The organism is Sphaerochaeta pleomorpha str. Grapes (genome assembly GCF_000236685.1).
Taxonomy (GTDB): Bacteria; Spirochaetota; Spirochaetia; order Sphaerochaetales; family Sphaerochaetaceae; genus Sphaerochaeta; species Sphaerochaeta pleomorpha.
Genome location: NC_016633.1, coordinates 2,905,214 through 2,926,528 on the forward strand (window position 1 = coordinate 2,905,214; position 21,315 = coordinate 2,926,528).

Here is a 21,315-nt window from a genome sequence, read left to right on the forward strand (position 1 = left end):
AGGAGAATGAATACTATGGATTCTTCCTATAGGGGCTGCTGGCCCACCATGATTACCCCCTTTACTGCGGATAATAAAATAGATTTCAAAGGCGTAACTGCTTTGGTAGAATGGTATATAGATCATGGTTGTGACGGAATTTTCGCAGTCTGCCAGTCTAGTGAAATGTTTTTTCTTTCCGAACAGGAAAAATTTGACCTTGCAAAAGCAGTTAAGGATGCGGCCGAGGGCAGGGTAAAAGTGATTGCCTCGGGACATACTGCGGATGACCATGGAAAACAAATTGAACAGCTTGCAAGAATGGCAGAGACAGGGGTCGATGCGGTTGTCCTTGTTGCAAACAGGATGGCCCAAGAGCAGGAAGGTTCTGAGGTTTTTGAAAAAAATGCCAATGACATTTTCAGGCAACTTCCCGAGGTAACCTTTGGGTTGTATGAATGCCCGTATCCCTATCTGAGATTACTCACGGATGAGTTTCTCTCTGATTGTGCCAAAACCGGGAAACTTGTGTTCCTGAAAGATGTTTCCTGTAGTAACGAAATAGAGGAACGGAGAATAAAACTGGTACAGGGGACTAACCTCGCTTTATTCAATGCAAATACCTCGACGTTGCTCGATTCTTTGATTGCAGGGTATCACGGTTATAACGGGGTGATGGCCAATTTCCATATCGACTTGTACAAGTGGATGTACGACCATTTCAAGACCGAACCGGAACTTGCCCGTGAAGTCAGCGATTTTCTCACTGTTGCCGGAGTTTCCGAAGCCCGTGCATATCCGGTGAATGCAAAATACCATTTTGACAAAACCGATATTCCTATGAGCCTGGTAACCAGATCGAAGTCAATTTCTTTGCTGAACGAAAACGCCCGGCACGAAATCGACAGCCTGATCAGGATGGAGAAGGCTATGAGAACCAAATTGGGACTCAAAGGGTAGTAAAATGGACAGGGCACAAGAACTTCTCTCAAGAATGAAACAGGGCTCTTGCAAGGTGGTGGGAGGGCATGTGTTTTTTACAGATCCTTCTATCTCTGCAGCAATGGCGACTTTTGGCTATGATTTCATCTGGATTGATGGTGAGCATGGGCCGTTTGACAAACAGAATCTTTTGATGCATGTCATCGCGGTTAACGAGGGTGGCTCTGCCGCCTTCGTCCGTGTCCCGGTAAACGATCCTGCTGTTATCAAACCGGTGCTTGAAATGGGCATCGATGGCATCATTATTCCCATGGTTCTTACCCAAGCGGAAGCACAGGCAGCGGTTGCCGCCTGTTTGTATCCTCCAGAGGGAATTCGTGGATTCGGACCTAGAAGAGCCATAAAATATGGGAAAACTGACATCAAAACCTATCTGGAAACTGCAAAGGAATCTTTTTTGAGGATTATCCAGATTGAACATGTGACGGCAGTGGAAAACATTGAGGCAATCCTTTGCGTAGAAGGCCTTGATGCAATCATTATTGGGCCCAACGACCTGTCAGCCTCCTTGGATTTGCTCGGCCAGAGTACACACCCACAAGTTTTACAGCTGGGAAGCAGGGTTATCAAGGCTGCGAAAAATGCCGGGAAACCCGTAGGTGTTTCCATCGGGCCTGATGAAGCGGTTATTGGAATGTGGATGGAAATGGGAGTTGATTTCATTTCGGTTGGAGATGATATTTCCTTTTTACAGCAAGGAGCTGCTCGCACGCTTGGGTTTGTATCACGACAAGCAGAACGAATTGTCTAAGAGAATTTTAATTCTTGTGGGTATATTGCCTGAACTGCTGGAAATATCTTTACACAATGCCAAGTACCTTATACAAGTAGTAGTACTATTGCCAAGGAGTCTGTGATGGATGTTTCTGATTTTTCCCTTTCCCGAACCAACCTCAGCCAGCAGGTGGCGGACCATCTCGAGGAAGTAATCCTTGCATCTTCCTCGACGAGGGTTTCGGAAAAATTGCCTTCGGAGATGAAACTTGCAAAACAATACAATGTCAGTAGACCTGTCATTCGTGAGGCCTTGAAACTATTACAGGAGCGTGGGTTGGTCACCTTGAAAAACGGTTCAGGTGCCTATATTACAAAACCGGAAACCGATACGGTCATGACTGCAGTGAGCAGAATCATGCAGGTCGATAATATTTCCCCCGAAGAATTGACGGAAGTACGTGGAATCTTGGAAATGTCGGCTGTGGAGCTTGCAGCAGTACATGCGAATGCAGAGCAACTTGCACGAATGGACCATATCCTGAAGTTGTTCAATGATAAAACCCTGCCTTTGAAAGACAGGGTAGCCCTTGACGCTTCATTTCATATCGCAATTGCCGAGGCAAGCGGAAATGAATTGCTCACGATGTTTGTCGAAGTCCTTACTTCCTTGCTCAAAGAATATATGGGTAAGGGGATTCTCATTCAAGGCGGCATCGACGATGCCATCGATCGCCACCGGAAAATCCTTGATGCCCTCTCTGATCATGATGTGGGTTTAGCCCGTTTGGCAATGACAGAGCATCTGAAGGTTTCCAGCGAAAATGTCAGACAGTTTGATTCCCGGTCACAGGCCAAGGAAAACTAAGCAAGCCTCCTCTCTGTTTTAATGAAGGCACATGGTAAAAGGGTAGCGCTGCATACAGATTGTTTCCTCTCTTTGTGAAAAATATTATTGGTAAAAATTCAGAAACCCCGGTTATTGTGCATACTGTGCAAAGTTGGTTCTGAAAATGTGCAGGTATCTGCTGCACAGGCAGCTTGGAAATCATAAACTGCTTTCTCTTCATACAAGACCTTCCACTGGCATATTGCCTGTTGGTGATAGTTGGGTAATTTGTTTTTGTCGTCTCCTAAATCTTGTATTTTCCCCTCTTTGCTTTAGAATGGAAAGGCAAGGGGTTTGTTGTGCCTTTTTGCGAAGGAGAGAAAATGGATACTGCTTTTCATTCTCCGAGAGTCAGACATGCTGGTTTTGCAGGGTCCTGGTATCCTCTTGATGCCACTGAGCTAGAGTCGTTTCTGGAGATATCCCTGCAGGAAGCAAAAGACCGGGAATTGCAAAAAGGCAGCTTTTATCCAGAGGGAAGGTTTGCAATTCTTCCCCATGCAGGACTTTCCTTCTCCCAACGTGGCATAGCTCCTTTCTTTCTCCATTTCCCACCCCAGGCAGAGCGGGTCTTAATCATCGCTCCCTCCCATTATACCTCCCTGTATTCAGATGAATTGTCAGTAGGTTCCTTTGATGAATATGAGACGCCTTTGGGCAATCTAAAGGGGTTCTCGCTTTCCTTTGGGATCAAGGGTGGGGAGCGGGCAATTCAAAGTGAACATGCCGTGGAAATGGTCATGCCCTACCTAGCTTGGGTAGTAAAAACCAGGAAACAGGAACTTGCTGTCTCCACGGCGCTGGTCTCTCATCTGAGTGACTGTTCAAAAGCAAAGGAAATTGCCCATCGGTTGATCGATAATCTCGGTGAAGAATCCTTGCGCAGTGGAAAAACCCTGGTAATCGCCAGTAGCGATTTCACCCATTACGGTCGTCGGTTTGCACATACCCCGTATGAGAACAACCTTCCCCGTGCAATTTTCAACAGGGTCAAAGAAGACGACCTGGCATTGTCAGCCTTGCTTATCGACGGAAATATCAAGGAAGCCCTGGCTTTCTGTGAGAATCATCATAGTACGGTCTGCGGCCTTGCCTCGGGAGCCATCGTAGCCACGCTTGCAACCTGTTTTAATGCGAAAGGCACCCTCAGTGAGTATTACACGTCAAATGACGTATTCGAGAATGAAGAGGATGAATTTGTTACCTATTCGAGCATCATATGGAGTTGACCATGGAAACGAAGGATATGCATCTGCTGTTGGCCTTAGCTCGGGAAACTTTGGAGAAAACCCTTGGTGAAGATAGGTCGAACTATGCAAAAACTATCGAGAACAACCCCTCGGAGGCAATGAAAGCCCGTCATGGGGCCTTTGTAACCCTGAGAAGAAAAGGGAGCGAGAATGAAGGGCATGGTGCCTTGCGTGGTTGCATTGGCTATTTGACAGGGACGAAACCCCTTTGGAAACTCGTGCAGGATTTGGTTCTGGAAGCGGCTTTCGAGGACCCCCGGTTCCCTCCCGTCCAGATTGAAGAGCTGCCGTATCTGTCGATTGAAATCTCAGTACTCTCCCCTTTGAAACCCATTGCCTCGCCCCATCAATTTGAACCGGGACACGATGGCATCATTCTTTCACTTGGGCCACACCGTGCAGTATTCCTTCCCCAAGTCGCTACAGAACAGGGCTGGGGACGCGAAGAGATGCTTGACAACCTCTGCCTGAAAGCAGGTCTGGATCCTTCTGCATGGAAAGATCCTGATTGCCATTTTGAAACGTTTCGGGCAACCGTATTTTCGGAGGATGACTGATCATGCATAACACCTCCTGTGATTTCTGTTGGAGACATTGTTCGATTGCAAACGGAAAGACCGGGGTTTGTGGTGTGCGTAAGAACCAGAATGGCACAATCGTGACAACTGGGTATGGGCAGGTTGTCTCCATGGCAGTGGACCCAGTCGAGAAAAAACCGCTTTACCATTTTATGCCAGGGTCGAAAACCTTCTCATTTGCCCTGTTCGGTTGCAATTTCACCTGCTCTTTCTGTCAGAATTATCCCATAACGCAGAAAGAGTATATCTCTACCACTCCAATAATAGGTAATGAAATCCTTTCACCTTCCCAGATAGTAACACTGGCACTTGACTCTGGTTGTCCCTCTGTTAGCTATACCTATAGCGAGCCCATAGTCTGGCAGGATTATATGATTGAGACAGCCGCCCTTGCAAAAGAAAATGGCCTGAAAAACATTATGGTAACCAATGGTTCCTTTTCAAAGGAAGCCCTTGAAAGGGTAGTCCCACTCATTGACGCCTTCAATATTGACGTTAAGGGAGACCGCGCATTCTATAATCAAGTGTGCCAGGCTGATCTTGAACCTGTTCTCGATTCCATTGCCTATGTAGTAAAGGCAAATGCACATTTGGAGGTGACCACAATGGTCATCGAGGGCATGCATACCTCCAAGATGATACAGGAACTGGGAAAGGCCCTGAAAGAACTCAATGTTCAGGTCTGGCACCTGAGCCGATTCTTTCCCCGCTATAAATTTTCTTCTCGAAAACCGACCAGTGAAGAGTTCCTCTCTGAAATGATCGAAGAAGCAAAACTCTCCTCGATTCCCTATATCTACGGGGGTAACAGTGCAAGAAGCGATGTGACCTATTGCCCTTCCTGCCATACCCTGCTCATGGGCTCCCATTCCTACGAGGGGAAGAACACCCCAGGAAAGTACACCTCGATCAAAAAAGGGCGTTGTGAGCACTGTGGCCTACCCATATATGGGCTTTTCCCCTGACGCTCAGTCGAGGATTTCCTGAACCCTTCCTACCTGACCTGACTCCAGTCTCACTTTTATCCCATGCGGATGGGTAGGGGAATTGGTAAGCAAGTCTTTGACAATGCCTTCCGTGCGCTTCCCGGTTCTCTGGTCGGCCTTGAGTTCTATCGAGACTTTGAGTCCTGCATGTAGGTTGCTTCTGGTTTTTCCGTCCATCTCTTGTTCTCCTTGCCATTGAGTATATGCTAAGGCGAGTGCCTTGGTCATTACGATGACAAATTTTTATGATTCTGTTACAGTGGGCTTTTTTAGGAGTAATTTCGTGATGAAGCTTACCGGAATCAGAGTGGCCTATGGTGAACGTGTCCTGTTGAATAATGCAGATTTATTGATTCGTCCCGGGGATAAAATCGGGCTTGTTGGTCCTAATGGGGCCGGGAAGACAACCCTGTTGAAAGTAATCGCAGGGGAAGAGAAACCTGATGATGGAACTGTATTGGCTGATAGTGGGACCGTTATTGGCTATTTTTCCCAGAACGTAGGGGAAATGTCAGGGCGAAGTGCCCTTGAGGAAGTCCTTGCCGGGGCAGGTTCCGTATATGAGATAGGACGGAAACTCTCAGAGCTCGAGCACCGTATGGCAGACCCCGCCTCGCAAATGCTTTCAGATGCAGAGATGGACCTATATGGGGAACTGCAGACCGAGTTCCTTGCCCGTGAAGGTTATGATTTGGAATATAGGTGCGAGGCAGTGCTTACCGGCCTTGGCATCGGGCCTGATCGATTCCGTGAGCCTGTGGAGAATTTCTCCGGTGGTTGGAAGATGAGAATCGCATTAGCCCGGATTTTGGTCCTGAACCCCGATGTGTTGCTCATGGATGAACCGACAAACCATCTGGACGTGGAGTCGATCGTTTGGCTCGAGCAATGGCTGAGGAACTTTAAAGGTGACTTGGTGATGACCAGCCATGACCGTGAATTCATGACCAGACTCTGTTCCAGAACAGTTGAGGTGGCAGCAGGGGCGGTTACCACCTACAGCGGGGATTACGATTTTTATCTGCGGGAACGTGAGATACGGAGAGAACAGCTTATTGCAACCTTTAACCGGCAGCAGGCCAGGTTTGCCAAGGATGAGGAATTCATTGCCAAGTTTGCCGCAAGGGCCTCCCATGCCTCGCTTGTCCAGTCTCGTATCAAGGCTTTGGAGAAAATCGAAAGGATTACCCTCCCTGCAGAAACCAAGGTCATGCAGGTCCAGTTTGCCGATTGCCCGAGAAGCGGCGACCAGGTTGTCATGATGAAAGACCTTGGGAAAGCCTGGAAAATTGAAGGGAAGCGCGACCATGAGGTTTTTTCAGGTCTGACAGGGGCGGTGATGCGTGGCAACCGTATTGCACTTACTGGTGTCAACGGGGCAGGCAAATCAACCTTGCTCAAGGTTATTACCGGTTTGACTCCTCCCACTGAGGGAACCGTGACTCTCGGCTCAAGTGTAAACCTAGGCTATTTCAGCCAGTATTCTTCAGATGTATTGAATCCCGAGCGAACAATCTTTGAGGAAGTATCTGACAGGATTCCCTTTGCTACAATCGGATCGATCAAGAATATTTTGGGTTCGTTCCAGTTTTCGGGCGACGATTCGGATAAAAAGATTTCGGTCCTCAGTGGCGGGGAGAAAAGCCGGGTAATGCTGGCGTGTATGCTGGCAGTTCCGGTCAACTTCCTTGTCCTCGACGAACCTACCAACCATTTGGACATACAGAGCAGGGAAGTGTTGCTCGATGCCCTCCATCGATTTGAGGGTACCATACTCATCGTCAGCCATGACCGGTATTTTCTGCGTCATCTGGCTAACCGGGTATTCGAGATGGACAATGGGAAACTGAATGTATATGAAGGCGATTATTCGTATTATTTGCACAAAAAGAATATGGATTAGCAATATACTGCTACTAACAGGAGGAATTGTATGGAAAACGCATTTGTAGAGAAGGCAAGGGAGAATCATGAGAAGGGATATAACTGTGCACAGTCTGTAGCCTGTGCCTTTTTGCCTGTTCTCTCCATCGACGAGAGTACCTTGTTTTCTGTCATGGAAGGCTTTGGTGGCGGGATGGGTGGCAACGAGGCAACCTGTGGCGCACTAAGCGGGGCAGTGGCAGTGGCATCGCTTCTGACAAGCAGTGGAAAAGTTGAAAACCTTACCAAGGCCAAGACCTATGAACTTGCAAAGCAGATGGTCGAACTGTTTGAACAAAGGACACAGAGTCTTGTCTGCAAGGAGCTCAAAGGAACTGAGAGCGGTGTTGCCTTGCGTAGCTGTCCCCTCTGCATTGAAGACGCAGTACTCATTGCACAGCAAGTACTTCATATCGAATAGACCTGAAATGTTGCAATATGCAATATATTCGATAAATAAATATTGAAATCTGTTGCAATTCAATGTTGGTACACATGATACGACAAAAATTTGTTGTAAAATTGTAGCATTTTGAATTGCAATTCTTTCCTTGTTTCGGTATGGTACGCATATACGTTTCAATTGAGAGGGAAGAGGACGATGATGAAAGTTGCCATTGTGATGGGAAGTGACAGCGATTTGCCCTTAATGAAAAAAGCTTTCAAGGTACTTGAAGACTTTCAGATACCCTATGACGCGCACATCTACTCTGCCCATAGGACTCCGGTCCAGGCAATTGAGTTTGCCTCAACAGCCGCATCCAGTGGCTATGGGGTGATCATAGCAGGGGCGGGAAAAGCCGCCCACCTTGCAGGGATTCTTGCAGCAAACACCATCCTGCCAGTCATAGGGGTGCCCATATCGGCCTCGCTTGGAGGATTCGACGCCCTGCTCTCCACAGTGCAGATGCCCACGGGTATACCCGTAGCGACTGTCGCGGTCGATGGGGCGGGCAATGCAGCCTTGCTTGCTGCACAGATCCTTGCCCTTGGGGACAAGGAGCTGTCGGCAAAACTCTCCAAGAACCGGATAGCCATGGAGCAATCGGTACTTAAAAAGAATGATGAACTTGAACAAAGCTTTACAAAATAAGGCTTTGTTCTTTTTTAGTCCTGAAAAAGCAATACATTTCTGTAAGACAAGGGAGATTCTCTATGGTCAAGACCAAGCAGTTGTACGAAGGGAAAGCCAAGAAAGTATACGCTACCAATGAAGACGGGGTGTATATTGTCTCGTATAAAGACGATGCCACGGCCTTCAACGGGTTGAAGAAAGGGACCATCGAGGGGAAAGGTTCCATCAACAACAGGGTAAGCAATCACCTCATGGGGCTTTTGCACCAGAGTGGAATCCCCACGCATTTTATTGAGGAACTCAACGAACGGGAAACCGCAGTGAGAGCAGTGCAGATAGTTCCCCTGGAAGTTATCGTACGCAACATTGCAGCCGGTTCCCTGTCCAAGCGCCTTGGCCTTGAGGAAGGTACCAAACTCAAAACCACGGTTTTGGAATATTGCTATAAAAACGACGACCTAGGCGATCCCATGCTCAATGAGTACCACATTAAGGCAATGGAATTGGCCACTGAAGACGAATTGGCCATCATCTCCTCCTATAGCTTCGAGATAAACAAGATACTGAGTGAATATCTGCTCGACCTTGGTATCGAATTGGTCGACTTCAAGTTGGAATTTGGTCGCGCTGATGACGGTTCGATTATCCTAGCCGATGAGATTTCTCCCGATACCTGCCGGTTCTGGGACAGCAAGACCAAGACCAAGCTTGACAAGGACCGGTTCAGACGTGACCTCGGAAATGTTGAAGATGCCTACAAGGAAATTCTCAAGCGACTCATGGGAGTATAACCAATGTCCGAAATTCACGAAGAGTGTGGACTTTTCGGCGTCTACTCGAAAGCAAACGAGGATGTCGCCGCTCTCTCTTATTATGCACTGTATGCCCTGCAGCACAGGGGTCAGGAAGGCTGTGGCATAGCCCTGAACGACGATGGGGTGATTACTGTACATAAGGATAGCGGCCTGGTCAGGGATGTCTTCCCCCCAGGCTCGATTCCTTTGGGTTCCGGCTCTTCGATGGCCATTGCCCATGCACGGTATGGTACAACAGGCAATGACCCGAGGACCAATGTGCAACCCTTGGTGATAACCCATAGGAAAGGCCGTATGGCCCTTGCCCACAACGGGAACCTTACCAACGATGCCGAGCTACGGGAATCGCTTGAGATGAAGGGCTCCATTTTCCATACGACCAGCGACACTGAAGTAATTGCCTATATCATTACCAAGAACCGATTATCCTGTACGAGCATCGAGCAGGCGATCGAGAAGACCATGGAAGAAATAGCCGGGGCGTACTCGCTTATGGTTATGTCCAGCACAAAGCTTATTGCCGTGCGCGACCCCTGGGGGTTTCGTCCCCTGTGTATGGGAAGACTTGGCGATGGGTATGTCTTTGCCTCGGAGAGCTGTGCCCTCGATGCTGTCGGGGCTATCTTTGAACGAGATGTGGAACCTGGGGAGATTGTAGTCATTGACTCCAAGACAGTTTCCGAGACCGGTCCTGTGAGCATCAAGACACACTGTAAAAAAGAAAAATCCTCGCTCTGCGTTTTTGAACTGATTTATTTTGCACGGCCTGATAGCATTGTCGATTCCATTCATATTCACTCAGCGCGCCTGAGGGCCGGGGCATTTTTAGCCCTTGAGCATCCCTCCCAGGCAGATGTGGTGATCGGGGTCCCCGATAGTGGCCTCGATGCTGCAATCGGCTATTCAAGGCAATCGGGTATCCCCTATGGCCTTGGGTTTATCAAAAACAAGTATATCGGGAGGACTTTTATCCAGCCAAGCCAGAGCGACCGTGAGGATACCGTACGGATTAAACTCAATCCCATTGTTTCCACAGTGAAAGGCAAGCGGGTAGTACTCATCGACGATTCGATTGTCAGGGGAACTACAAGCAAACGTATTGTCAGGTTGTTGCGTGAGGCAGGGGCAAAGGAAATCCATTTTAGATCCTCGGCTCCGAAATTCCTCTACCCCTGTTACTTTGGCACAGACATAGACTCTTCGACAGATCTGTTTGCCTACAAGTATGATGACGAGCAGATGTGCAGGCAGCTCGATGTCGACTCGCTGGGGTTTCTCAGTAGTGAAAATGTTACAAAACTTGCAGACCATCCCTGCATTGGGTTCTGCACTGCCTGCTTTACCGGGAATTACCCTTGTCCCGAGCCCTTGTGCAAGGGAAAAGACAAGTATTCGGCGAAACTGCCAAGGAGCGAAGAAGAATGAACAGCAATAGCCAGAGTGAAAGTTACCGCCTCAGCGGTGTAGATATAAATGCAGGCTATAAAGCAGTGGAACTGATGAAAAGCCATGTCGCCCGTACCCTCATCCCTGGGGTCCGTTCGGATATCGGGGGGTTCGGGGGCTTGTTCGAACTTGACCTGGCAGAGACTCCCCATCCCTTGCTCGTAAGCGGTACCGATGGGGTTGGGACCAAGTTGAAACTTGCCTTTTTGATGGACAGGCACGAGAGCGTCGGTATCGACTGCGTGGCCATGTGTGTCAACGACGTCATCTGCTGCGGTGCAAAACCGGTGATTTTCCTTGATTACATTGCATTGGGAAAAACCGTACCTGCCAAGGTTGAGGCAATTGTAAAAGGGGTAGCTGAAGGATGCGTTCGCTCTGGCTGTGCCCTTATCGGGGGAGAGACGGCCGAGATGCCCGGTTTCTACAGTGAGGACGAATACGACCTTGCAGGTTTTACCGTAGGGGTTGTCGACCGTGACCAGGTCTTTGCCAAAGAGACTATCGAAGAAGGTGATATCTTGATCGCCCTGCCTTCCTCTGGGGTTCACTCCAATGGATTCTCCCTTGTAAGGAAGGTCTTTAATCTGGAGAAGGGTCCCTCTATCCTTGAGGTCCCCTTTTCCTCCCTTGGGAAAACGCTGGGGGAAGCCCTTTTGGAACCCACGGCAATCTATGTAAAGCCTGTGCTTGCCCTTGCGAAGAAGGTGAAAATCAAGGCAGCTGCCCATATAACCGGCGGTGGATTCTATGAAAATATTCCACGGTGCCTTCCTGAGGGGAAACAGGCCGTCATAAAAACCGGCGATGTCCGCATCCTTCCCATTTTCGATCTGATCCAGAAAACTGGTAAGATTCCGATGAGGGATATGTTCAACACCTTCAACATGGGGGTAGGGATGGTCCTTGTCCTCGACCGGGATTCGGCAAGTCTAGCCTTACAGGAAATCCCGGAATCCTATATTCTGGGAACCATCGAGAACGGGGAGGCCGGAGTAGTTTTATGTTGAAGCGCATCGCTGTACTGTGCAGTGGCGGAGGCACCAATTTGCAGGCACTTTTCGATGCGCAGGCAAACGGTACCCTTAAAAGCGGTTTTGTCTGCCTGGTGATTGCAAACAAGAAGGATGCTTATGCGCTGAAAAGGGCGGAAGGCCAAAGGATAGCCACCTTGGTCATAGAAAAACACAAGGGACAGGCCTCTTTGTTCGAGCAGCGACTCAGTGAGGCTCTTAAGGAAAACTCCATAGATTTGGTGGTGCTTGCTGGGTTCCTATGTATTCTTTCCCCTTCCTTCGTAAGGAACTATCCAAACCGGATTATCAATATTCATCCTTCTCTTATACCCAGTTTTTGCGGGAAAGGGTATTATGGGCTTACCGTACACCGCGCGGCCCTCGAATATGGGGTGAAAGTAACCGGAGCTACGGTACATTATGTGAACGAAATACCAGATGGTGGCGCAATCATCGCGCAAAAGGCTGTTTCTGTGTTGCCTGGAGATACTCCCGAGAGCCTTCAGAAACGGGTTATGGAACAGGCCGAGTGGGTGTTGCTTCCCCAATGTGTCGAAACTCTGTGTGCTGAAAGAGGAGCGGAAATGGATCTGAAACAATTGCTGAAAGGAAACCGGTACCCCGGGAGGGGGATTCTTGTCGGGGTGTCTGAGGATAACCAGGCGGTAGTCGCCTATTTCATTATGGGACGGAGCGAGAACAGCCGGAACCGAATCTTTAGGGAGCAGGCAGATGGCCTGAAAACAGAGGCCTTTGACCCAAAACGGGTAGAAGACCCTTCTTTGATAATCTACAGTCCTGTCCGTAGCGTTGGCAATTTTCTTATCGTTACCAACGGGGACCAGAGCGATACCATCTATGATTTTCTTTCTGAGGGAAAAACCTTTGAGCAAGCTTTGCAGACAAGATGTTACGAACCGGATGAGCCAAACTATACCCCACGTATCAGTGCAGTGGTGAAAATGGGGAAACCGTTCGGGTATTCCCTCTCAATACTCAAGCGAAACAACGGGGAATGTGAAAGGCTTTTCTACCAGTATGATAAACCAGAGAAGGGAACCGGGCATCTGATCCATACCTATGAGAGTGACGGGGCCCCGCTTCCTCCTTTTGAGGGACCACCAAAAAAAGTATCGCTTGCAGGTTCTATCGATGCTTTCACCGAGGACCTTTGGGACAGTTTGGACAGCGAGAACCGGATTTCCCTGTTTGTGCGGTACACGAACCTGGAAAACGGGAAAAGCGAGCAGAGAATCATCAACAAGAACAAGAGGTAGGAAATGGATAGTTTGGAATTGAAATACGGCTGTAACCCGAACCAGAAACCGGCAAGGATTTTCGTTGAGAACGGAGAGCTCCCTTTGCAAGTCCTCAATGGCAAGCCAGGCTATATCAACCTGCTCGATGCCCTCAACGGCTGGCAAATGGTCAGCCAGATGGAAAAGGCCACAGGCCTGCCTTCCGCAGCCTCCTTCAAGCACGTCAGCCCGGCAGGTGCTGCTGTGGGACTCCCCCTCAATGAGGAAGAGCGGAGCATGTATTTTGTAACCTCAGGTACGGAGCTTTCCCCGCTTGCCTGTGCCTATACCAGGGCCCGCGGTGCTGATAGGATGTCCTCCTTCGGTGACTTTGTGAGTCTCAGTGATGTATGTGACCTCAGTACCGCAAAATGCATTAACAAAGAAGTTTCAGACGGGGTCATCGCACCCGGCTATACAGAGGAAGCACTTGCGCTTCTGAAAACAAAACGCAATGGAACGTATACCATACTTTCCATCGATCCCAACTTTATCCCTGGCCCCATTGAGAAGAGAAGTGTGTTTGGTATCACCTTTGAGCAGGGAAGAAATGCTATTGTCCTAGACCAGTCGGTTCTCCAGCCAATTGTTACAACAAATACAGTATTGCCGAATTCTGCTAAGATTGATTTGGTCATTGCTCTCATAGCGCTCAAATATACCCAGTCGAATTCTGTCTGCTATGTGAAGAACGGGCAGACTATCGGGGTGGGGGCCGGCCAGCAATCAAGGATCCATTGCACCCGTCTAGCCGGAAGCAAAGCCGATCTGTGGCATCTGAGGCAGAGTAACCAGGCGCTTTCCCTTCCGTTCCTTCCTTCTTTGAGCAGAAACGCAAAGGATAATGCAATCGAACAATACCTTGCAGAGGATCCCGAGACTTCCCTGTATGAAAACGAGGCCTGGAAACAATATTTTACTGCATGCCCGAAACCTTTTCTCTTGGAAGACAAGAAAGACTGTTTGAAAAAGGTCAGGGGTGTTTCCCTTGCCAGCGATGCCTTCTTCCCCTTCCGTGACAATATTGACAGGGCAAGACGCAGCGGGGTTGACTATATCGTCCAGCCTGGCGGATCGGTCAGGGATGATGTAGTTGTAGAAGCCTGCAATACATATGGTATTGTCATGATTTCCAATGGCATCCGCCTGTTCCACCATTAGACGATGGATATACTCATAATTGGCGCAGGGGGAAGGGAACATGCCCTCGCTCAGGCCATCAGGAAAAACAAAACGGTGGAAACCATCTATGCGCTTCCCGGCAACGGGGGAATCGCAGAGATTGCCACCTGTGTTCCCATTGGTACAAAGGAACTGGGTAAAATAGTTCGGTTCGCGCTCGAAAAACAAGTTGGGTTCGCCGTGGTTGCCCCGGACGACCCCTTGGTCCTCGGCTTGGTTGACCTGCTCCAGGAACAAGGGATTCCCTGTTTCGGTCCCTCCAAAAAGGCTGCCATTATCGAGGGGAGCAAGGTTTTTTCCAAGAACCTGATGAAACGCTACCATATACCCTCTGCTCTCTATGAAGTCTTTTCCGATGTGACCTCCGCTCTTGCCTATGCTAGGGAATGTCCGCTCCCTGCCGTGGTGAAAGCCGATGGCCTTGCTTTGGGAAAGGGGGTCGTCATTGCAAATACCAAAGAAGAATTGGTGCACGCCATTGAGACTATGCTTGTCGACAAACAGTTTGGGGCAAGTGGTGATTCGATTGTCATCGAGGAATTTTTACAGGGGCCAGAGGTATCGGTGCTCGCGTTTACCGATGGGAATACCCTCGTTCCCATGATCTCCTCCATGGATCATAAGCGAGCCTATGACCAGGACAAAGGACCGAATACGGGAGGAATGGGAACCATTGCCCCAAACCCGTACTACACGGAAGAAATGCAAAGAATCTGCATGCAAGATATTTTTCTGCCTACAATCGAGGCGATGAAAGCAGAGCTCAGACCTTTCAAGGGTTGCCTGTATTTCGGTTTGATGCTAACCCCCTCTGGGCCGAAGGTCATAGAATATAACTGTCGTTTCGGCGATCCCGAGGCGCAGGTGGTGCTTCCGCTTCTGGAGAGCGACCTTCTTACCATCCTTATGGCTGTCGAGAAGGGGGAACTGGATTCTGTCGAGGTGAAATTTTCGTCTGCCAGTGCTTGCTGTGTTGTCCTTGCAAGCGGAGGCTATCCGCTTTCCTATGAGACAGGGAAAACGATTGTCTCAAGTCCCCTTGGCAAGGATACCTACCTGTTCCATGCGGGAACCCGAAGGGAACAGGATAGGCTTGTAAGTGCAGGTGGCAGAGTGTTGAATGTAGTTTCTACGGCCAATACGTTATCCGAGGCGATTGAGAAAGCCTACCTGGGGGTGAAAACCATTGCCTTTGATGGGATGCACTATCGAACCGACATTGGGCAAAGCGCCCTCAAGGCGTAAGGGAGAACCATGGTCTACCGGTTGTTTGTTGAGAAGAAAGAAGGGTTCAGGATTCAGGAAGCGGCTTTGGCCGAGGATATCAGGACTTTTTTGGGTGTTACAGGTTTGAAGGACCTCCGTGTAGTGAATCGGTACGATGTCCAGGGTATCGACCAAAATTTGCTTGAACGTTGCAAGCAGACAGTTTTTTCCGAAGTGCAGGTCGATTCGGTTTACACTACCTTGGATTTTGCAAAAGATGCACCTGTCTTTGGCGTCGAATACCTTCCCGGTCAGTTTGACCAGCGATCTGATTCCTGTTCCCAATGCATCCAGTTGATATCAGGGGGGGAGAGACCCCTGGTAAAAAGTGCAAAGGTCTATATCCTGGAAGGGGAAATCAGCTCCGATGAACTTAAAACCATCAAACAATACCTTATCAACCCGGTGGAAAGCCAGGAGGTTTCGCTTGAACCTGTTGGGGATCTGCATCTTGAGATGATGCCCCCTGAAGCGGTAGTGAGCATCGAGGGCTTTACCGACTTGGGGGAGGAACAACTTTTTCAAATGGTTTCCACCTTTGCCCTCGCCATGGATTTCGAAGACTTGAAAATGGTCCAGGCCTATTTCAAATCCGTGCATAGGAATCCTACGGAAACCGAACTGAAGGTAATCGACACCTATTGGTCCGACCACTGCCGCCATACGACCTTCCTTACTTCACTCGATTCAATTGCCATCGAGGATGAACAGGTTCAACAGGCCTACCAACAGTATCTTGCACTCAGGAAGACATTGGGTATAAAGAAACCAATAACGCTCATGGACCTTGCAACCATTGGGGTCAAGGCTTTGAAAAAAGCAGGGAAGCTGGAAAGGCTCGACGAATCGGAAGAAATCAATGCCTGCTCGGTAAAGATTAATGTGGACCATGACGGGGTGGATGAACCTTGGTTGCTTCTGTTTAAAAATGAAACCCATAACCATCCAACCGAGATTGAACCGTTCGGGGGGTCTGCAACCTGTATAGGCGGCGCCATCAGAGACCCGCTTTCCGGCCGTGCCTATGTCTATCAGGCAATGCGTCTCAGCGGTTCAGCCAATCCGCTTGCCCCGGTGGAGGATACTTTGGAGGGTAAGCTTGCGCAGCGAAAAATTGCCGTTACCTCAGCCAATGGGAACAGTTCGTATGGAAACCAGATTGGCCTTGCCACGGGCCTTGTGGATGAGATCTACCACCCCGGCTTTGTCGCCAAACACTTGGAGCTTGGCGCAGTCGTGGGGGCTGTCCCTTCCTGCCAGGTCAGGCGTGAGGTTCCTTCCCCCGGGGACAAAATCATATTGGTTGGTGGAAAGACCGGCCTTGATGGCTGTGGAGGGGCCACCGGTTCGTCCAAGAGCCATGACCTAGGGTCCCTGTCCAGTTGTTCTGCCGAAGTGCAGAAAGGAAATGCTCCCGAGGAGAGAAAGCTTCAGAGACTTATGCGGAACGGGAAAGCTTCGCTCTTGATCAAACGGTGCAACGATTTCGGTGCAGGCGGAGTCAGTGTCGCTGTCGGGGAACTTGCAGAAGGTTTGGAGATTTACCTCGATTCCATTCCCTGCAAATATGAAGGAATGGACGGGACTTCCTTGGCGATCAGTGAATCCCAGGAACGGATGGCTGTTGTCCTCGATGCTGCTGATGTAAAGCTTTTCTGCTCCTATGCGGAACAGGAAAATCTCGAAGCTACGGTTATCGCTACCGTTACAGAGCAAAAACATCTTGTCATGTACCACGGGAAACGACGGATAGTCGACCTTGACCGGTCGTTTCTCGATACGAACGGAGCTGAAAAACATGCTTCGGTGTGGGTAAGAAATCCTAAGAAGAAGAAAAGACCTGTCCAGCAGGATAAGAACTCCCAGCTGGAAACCCTGATGGCAGACTTGAATATCTGTTCAAAACAAGGACTCAGCGAGCGTTTTGACTCTACCATTGGAGGCGGCTCCGTTTTGATGCCTTTCGGTGGAAAATACCAGAAGACCCCTGCACAGGTAATGGCTGCAAAGATTCCTGTACTCGAGGGGGAAACCTCTACCTGTTCGGTGATGACCTACGGCTATGATCCCTACCGGATGGAAGAAGATCCCTTTGGGGGTGCCTTTGATGCGGTTGTTCACTCGGTGGCAAAACTGGCGGCCAGCGGAGCTGACCTGACGCAGGTATATCTCTCATTCCAGGAATATTTCGGGAGGGTAAATGCAGACCCCTTGCGATGGGGGCTTCCGTTTTCATCTCTCCTTGGTGCTCTCAAAGCCCAGTTGCTGCTTCAAAAAGGGGCCATCGGGGGTAAGGATTCGATGAGCGGTTCCTTTACGCAGATCGATGTTCCCCCGACGCTTGTATCCTTTGCTATAAGTTGTAGCAATGCAGGTGATATTATCAGTCCCGAATTTAAGAAGAGCCATTCAAGGGTTGTCTTGCTTTGTGCGGAAAAAGAAGAGAAACTACCGGCCCTGTTTAAAAAGGTCTCTTCCCTGATACGGGAAAAACGGGTGCTTTCCTGCTATGCTGTAGGCTCTGGAGGCATTGCAGAGGCCTTGGTGAAAATGGGGTTTGGCAATCGGATCGGTTTTCTTGTAGAGACGGGCGAAGACCTTTTTTCCAAGCGTTATGGTTCCTTTGTCCTGGAATTGGCCTCTGAAGAGGAGTTGGGCGTGCTGCTTGGCCATACGTGTGAAACCTATCGTTTTTCTGGCAGTGGTTTTGACCTCAGGATGGAGGCTCTTGAAGATCTCTACGATAATAAACTTGAAATTCTATATCCCCGAAGAGCTGCAACCGATACGCATGGCACTGTCCCGACCCTTTCCTTTACAAGGGGGAACCTTGCCAAGCCTTCCTATACATGTCCAAAACCCAAGGTCCTGATTCCTGTTTTCCCCGGTACTAACTGTGAATATGATTTGAAACGTGCCTTGGACTCAGTAGGAGCTCAATCTGAGATTTTTGTTATCAATAATGCCAGTGCCCGCCATGTCCAGGAAAGTGCCAACCTATTTGCCAGAAAACTGGCGGACAGCCAGATTCTGTGTATTCCAGGTGGTTTTTCCGGTGGTGATGAACCGGATGGATCGGGAAAATTCATTGCTTCCTTTATGCGTAATCCCCAGATTGCAGAGGAAATCACCCGTTTGCTTGAGGTTCGTGATGGACTTGCCTGCGGAATATGCAATGGTTTCCAGGCTTTGGTCAAATTGGGTCTGTTGCCATATGGGAAAATCAAGACGCTGGATGCCTCGTGTCCGACTCTTACCTTCAATACGTTGGCACGCCATCAATCGATGCTGATCAGAACCAGGGTGGCTTCGAATTCATCACCTTGGTTGTCGAACTATAGGGTAGGGGATATCTCGATGCTTCCGATTTCCCATGGGGAAGGGCGTTTTGTCTGTGATGCGCAACTGTTTTCAGAGATGGAAAAGAATGGGCAGATCGCTACACAATATGTCGACCAGGCGGGTTTTGCCACCATGGAGATGCCCCATAACCCAAATGGTTCCATGTACGCGATTGAGGGCATTACTTCCGCTGATGGGAAAGTTTTTGGCCGTATGGCACATAGCGAACGGTTTGGAAGTCATCTCTATAAGAATACTCCCTATGTTGCTGAAAATGGTATATTTAGGGGCGCGGTAGAGTACTTCTCCTAAGGGTTATGGAGAGATTTGGCCCAAAAAACGAGTAAAATTGCCCCTAGTGTGTCAAATTGATACATTGGGGGTTTTTAGTATGCCCGCATTGACTTTGATTTGCTTTTTGGGCATGTGCTGTGGGAATATAAAAAATTATAAATGTATTTAAATAAAGGAAATAAAATACGAATATAAAAAGTTGGCACGCCTTTTGCACATAGTATTGCATAAGCCATTGAGGCTTGGAAAACAAAACCAAAAGAACCTGCGGAGGTAGCAACATGAAATATTACGTAACGTACAATCATCAGAATCCGGTTTCAAACTTTGAATCATTGTTTAACGATATTTGGTCTGACTGGGGCGTAAGCTCTTCCAAAATCCCCCCTGTGGATATCTTCGAGACCAGCAAAGCCTATGTCCTTGAAGCTGAGCTTGCCGGTTACAAGAAAGATGAGGTCCAGGTAAATGTCGATAAACATGTGCTTCGCCTCACTTCTTCCAAAAAGAGTGAGAAAACCCCTGAAGGGAAGAAAGCCTTGGTTCGCGAACGGTATTATAAGGAATTCGAACGATCTTTCAGTCTTCCGGAGGATATTGATGAGGAAGCAATCGAAGGTGAATTCGCTGATGGTATCTTGACAGTCACACTCCCTAAGAAGGAACTGGTCAAACCAAAACAGATTGAAGTCAAGATTAAGGAAAACGTATAATTTTTCCCAAGTGAATAATGAGTAAACCACCCCTTGAGGCCTGCAGGAAGCTGCAGGCCTTTGGTGTTCTTAGTCAAGGATAATGAGAGCTATGAAGGTCAACGGTTCATCACCTTCGTTTCGAATTGCATGACTTGCGCCGCCGCCGGTGATGACCAGATCGCCTGCTGAAACTGTTTTCTCACCATCGGCTTCCGTGACAATTCCTTGTCCACCGGTTATCAGATAGTATTCGGTCTCGTTCACATGGTCATGCTGTCCGATGGAACATCCTTTTTCCAGTTTCAATTCGGAGAAGAGCCTGCAATGGGCAATGGTTCCCTCATCCATGAGCGAGGTTGCCAGCACCGAACCGTTTCCTCCGCGCATTTTCTCGCGGACACTTGTTACCATTTCATTTTTTTTCTTGATCATCGGATCCTCCATGCGGTAGTTTGCCTTCTTGAAAAGTGTTTGGCAAGCCCCATTCAGTTTGCTTTCAATTACATTAATATGTAAATTCCCACCATATAATACTCGACCATGAACATTATGTAGTGTTTTTGAGCTAGAAATCGAGTATTAATCAGTTGTTTGTATTTAAAGAACAGAAGGATATTGTTCTGGTAAAGCGAAAGAAAGGTTTTCACTATTTAAATTATCTTGTATGATACGGGACAAACTTGCAATAATGTACGGTGCATACCGAGGAGCGTTTATGAACAAAATTCTATCAAAGAAGAAACTATCCGCCGAAGTTTTCAGAATGGTTATCGAAGCCCCTGAAATTGCAGAAGCCAGAAAACCCGGTCAGTTTATCATCCTTCAGATGGGAGGGGATTTCAATGAGAGAATTCCTTTGACCATTGCTGATGCCAATGCAAAGGAAGGTTCCATAACCTTGATTTTTCAAGCGGTTGGAGAAACCACTCATCGGCTTGCTATGCTTGAAGTCGGGGATGAAATCGAGAATTTGCTTGGTCCCTTGGGAAAGCCCACCGATATCGAGAACTTTGGAAAGGTTGTGTGCGTAGGTGGCGGTATCGGGGTTGCCCCCCTTCATCCAATTGTACAGGGAATGAAAGCAGCAGGAAACGAAGTCAAGGTAATCATGGGTGCAAGGACTAAGGACTTGATCATCATGGAAGAAGAGATGCGTTCCATTGCCGATGAAGTAATCATCTGTACCGACGACGGCTCCTATGGCCAGAAAGCTTTGGTTACCGTACCTTTGAAGGAACTCTGTGAGACTTGGAAACCCGACTGTGTCGTCATTATCGGACCTCCTATCATGATGAAATTTGCAGCTTTGACCACCAAGCCATATGGTATCCATACCATAGTTTCTCTTAATACCATCATGATTGACGGTACCGGTATGTGTGGTGGTTGCCGGGTAAGCATCGGTGGAAAGACCAAGTTTGTCTGTGTCGATGGCCCGGAATTCGATGGTCACCTGGTTGATTGGGATAATATGCTTCTACGTCTTGGCACCTATAAGAGCAAAGAACAGGAAGCCCATCATAAGTGTCACATTGGTCTGCATATTACCGAAGGAGAGGCTTAAA

At 48.5% G+C, this 21,315-nt stretch carries 20 protein-coding genes; 18 read left to right on the forward strand and 2 right to left on the reverse strand.

What is annotated here, in order from left to right; genetic code table 11:
- The first annotated feature begins 15 nt into the window (after positions 1-15).
- The 6 genes from SPIGRAPES_RS13200 (at position 16) to amrS (ending at position 5,377) form a co-directional block, all read left to right on the forward strand.
- The gene (locus SPIGRAPES_RS13200) at positions 16-939 is read left to right on the forward strand and encodes a dihydrodipicolinate synthase family protein (RefSeq protein ID WP_014271248.1); all 924 of its coding nucleotides are present in this window, start codon (positions 16-18) and stop codon (positions 937-939) included.
- 4 nt (positions 940-943) lie between these two features.
- Positions 944-1,732: an HpcH/HpaI aldolase family protein gene (locus SPIGRAPES_RS13205; RefSeq protein ID WP_014271249.1), complete on the forward strand. Its 789-nt coding sequence runs from the start codon at positions 944-946 to the stop codon at positions 1,730-1,732.
- Between the two features lie 105 nt (positions 1,733-1,837).
- A complete protein-coding gene (locus SPIGRAPES_RS13210; RefSeq protein WP_014271250.1) occupies positions 1,838-2,563 on the forward strand; it encodes a FadR/GntR family transcriptional regulator in 726 nt (241 codons plus the stop codon).
- A 344-nt stretch (positions 2,564-2,907) separates the two neighbouring features.
- Positions 2,908-3,813 carry an AmmeMemoRadiSam system protein B gene (gene amrB, locus SPIGRAPES_RS13215; protein WP_014271251.1) on the forward strand — a complete coding sequence of 302 codons (906 nt, stop codon included), beginning with the start codon at positions 2,908-2,910 and terminating at the stop codon, positions 3,811-3,813.
- Positions 3,814-3,815: 2 nt separating this feature from the next.
- Positions 3,816-4,391, forward strand: coding sequence for an AmmeMemoRadiSam system protein A (gene amrA / locus SPIGRAPES_RS13220; RefSeq protein ID WP_014271252.1), 576 nt, complete (start codon positions 3,816-3,818; stop codon positions 4,389-4,391).
- A 2-nt stretch (positions 4,392-4,393) separates the two neighbouring features.
- Positions 4,394-5,377, forward strand: a complete 984-nt coding sequence (amrS, locus tag SPIGRAPES_RS13225; protein WP_014271253.1) for an AmmeMemoRadiSam system radical SAM enzyme — start codon at positions 4,394-4,396, stop codon at positions 5,375-5,377.
- 3 nt (positions 5,378-5,380) lie between these two features.
- Here amrS and SPIGRAPES_RS13230 read toward each other — a convergent pair whose 3' ends face one another.
- Complete coding sequence (locus SPIGRAPES_RS13230; protein ID WP_014271254.1) at positions 5,381-5,575, reverse strand: YwbE family protein; 195 nt, start codon at positions 5,573-5,575, stop codon at positions 5,381-5,383.
- 109 nt (positions 5,576-5,684) lie between these two features.
- Between SPIGRAPES_RS13230 and SPIGRAPES_RS13235 the strand changes: the two genes are divergently transcribed.
- The 11 genes from SPIGRAPES_RS13235 to SPIGRAPES_RS13285 all read left to right on the forward strand — a co-directional run bounded on the left by SPIGRAPES_RS13235 (position 5,685) and on the right by SPIGRAPES_RS13285 (position 19,768).
- On the forward strand, positions 5,685-7,301 hold the full coding sequence (locus SPIGRAPES_RS13235) for an ABC-F family ATP-binding cassette domain-containing protein (RefSeq protein WP_014271255.1): 1,617 nt from the start codon (positions 5,685-5,687) through the stop codon (positions 7,299-7,301).
- 30 nt (positions 7,302-7,331) lie between these two features.
- On the forward strand, positions 7,332-7,742 hold the full coding sequence (locus SPIGRAPES_RS13240) for a C-GCAxxG-C-C family protein (protein WP_014271256.1): 411 nt from the start codon (positions 7,332-7,334) through the stop codon (positions 7,740-7,742).
- A 180-nt stretch (positions 7,743-7,922) separates the two neighbouring features.
- Complete coding sequence (gene purE / locus SPIGRAPES_RS13245) at positions 7,923-8,414, forward strand: 5-(carboxyamino)imidazole ribonucleotide mutase (RefSeq protein WP_014271257.1); 492 nt, start codon at positions 7,923-7,925, stop codon at positions 8,412-8,414.
- A 62-nt stretch (positions 8,415-8,476) separates the two neighbouring features.
- Entirely contained in the window at positions 8,477-9,187 is a 711-nt protein-coding gene (gene purC, locus SPIGRAPES_RS13250; protein ID WP_014271258.1) for a phosphoribosylaminoimidazolesuccinocarboxamide synthase, read from the forward strand.
- A 3-nt stretch (positions 9,188-9,190) separates the two neighbouring features.
- The gene (gene purF / locus SPIGRAPES_RS13255) at positions 9,191-10,636 is read left to right on the forward strand and encodes an amidophosphoribosyltransferase (protein WP_014271259.1); all 1,446 of its coding nucleotides are present in this window, start codon (positions 9,191-9,193) and stop codon (positions 10,634-10,636) included.
- Positions 10,633-11,667, forward strand: coding sequence for a phosphoribosylformylglycinamidine cyclo-ligase (purM, locus tag SPIGRAPES_RS13260; RefSeq protein WP_014271260.1), 1,035 nt, complete (start codon positions 10,633-10,635; stop codon positions 11,665-11,667). Before purF ends, purM begins: the two co-directional genes overlap by 4 nt.
- Complete coding sequence (gene purN / locus SPIGRAPES_RS17375; RefSeq protein WP_014271261.1) at positions 11,661-12,950, forward strand: phosphoribosylglycinamide formyltransferase; 1,290 nt, start codon at positions 11,661-11,663, stop codon at positions 12,948-12,950. The genes purM and purN overlap by 7 nt, the downstream gene beginning before the upstream one ends.
- Positions 12,951-12,953: 3 nt before the next feature.
- The gene (locus SPIGRAPES_RS13270; protein ID WP_014271262.1) at positions 12,954-14,132 is read left to right on the forward strand and encodes a phosphoribosylaminoimidazolecarboxamide formyltransferase; all 1,179 of its coding nucleotides are present in this window, start codon (positions 12,954-12,956) and stop codon (positions 14,130-14,132) included.
- 3 nt (positions 14,133-14,135) lie between these two features.
- Complete coding sequence (gene purD / locus SPIGRAPES_RS13275) at positions 14,136-15,398, forward strand: phosphoribosylamine--glycine ligase (protein ID WP_014271263.1); 1,263 nt, start codon at positions 14,136-14,138, stop codon at positions 15,396-15,398.
- A 9-nt stretch (positions 15,399-15,407) separates the two neighbouring features.
- Positions 15,408-19,073, forward strand: coding sequence for a phosphoribosylformylglycinamidine synthase (locus tag SPIGRAPES_RS13280; RefSeq protein WP_014271264.1), 3,666 nt, complete (start codon positions 15,408-15,410; stop codon positions 19,071-19,073).
- Between the two features lie 263 nt (positions 19,074-19,336).
- On the forward strand, positions 19,337-19,768 hold the full coding sequence (locus SPIGRAPES_RS13285) for an Hsp20/alpha crystallin family protein (protein ID WP_014271265.1): 432 nt from the start codon (positions 19,337-19,339) through the stop codon (positions 19,766-19,768).
- Positions 19,769-19,837: 69 nt separating this feature from the next.
- Here SPIGRAPES_RS13285 and SPIGRAPES_RS13290 read toward each other — a convergent pair whose 3' ends face one another.
- On the reverse strand, positions 19,838-20,182 hold the full coding sequence (locus SPIGRAPES_RS13290; RefSeq protein ID WP_014271266.1) for a cupin domain-containing protein: 345 nt from the start codon (positions 20,180-20,182) through the stop codon (positions 19,838-19,840).
- 283 nt (positions 20,183-20,465) lie between these two features.
- On the opposite strand from SPIGRAPES_RS13290, the gene SPIGRAPES_RS13295 reads away from it, so the two are divergent.
- Entirely contained in the window at positions 20,466-21,314 is an 849-nt protein-coding gene (locus tag SPIGRAPES_RS13295) for a sulfide/dihydroorotate dehydrogenase-like FAD/NAD-binding protein (protein WP_014271267.1), read from the forward strand.
- Position 21,315 lies beyond the last annotated feature (1 nt).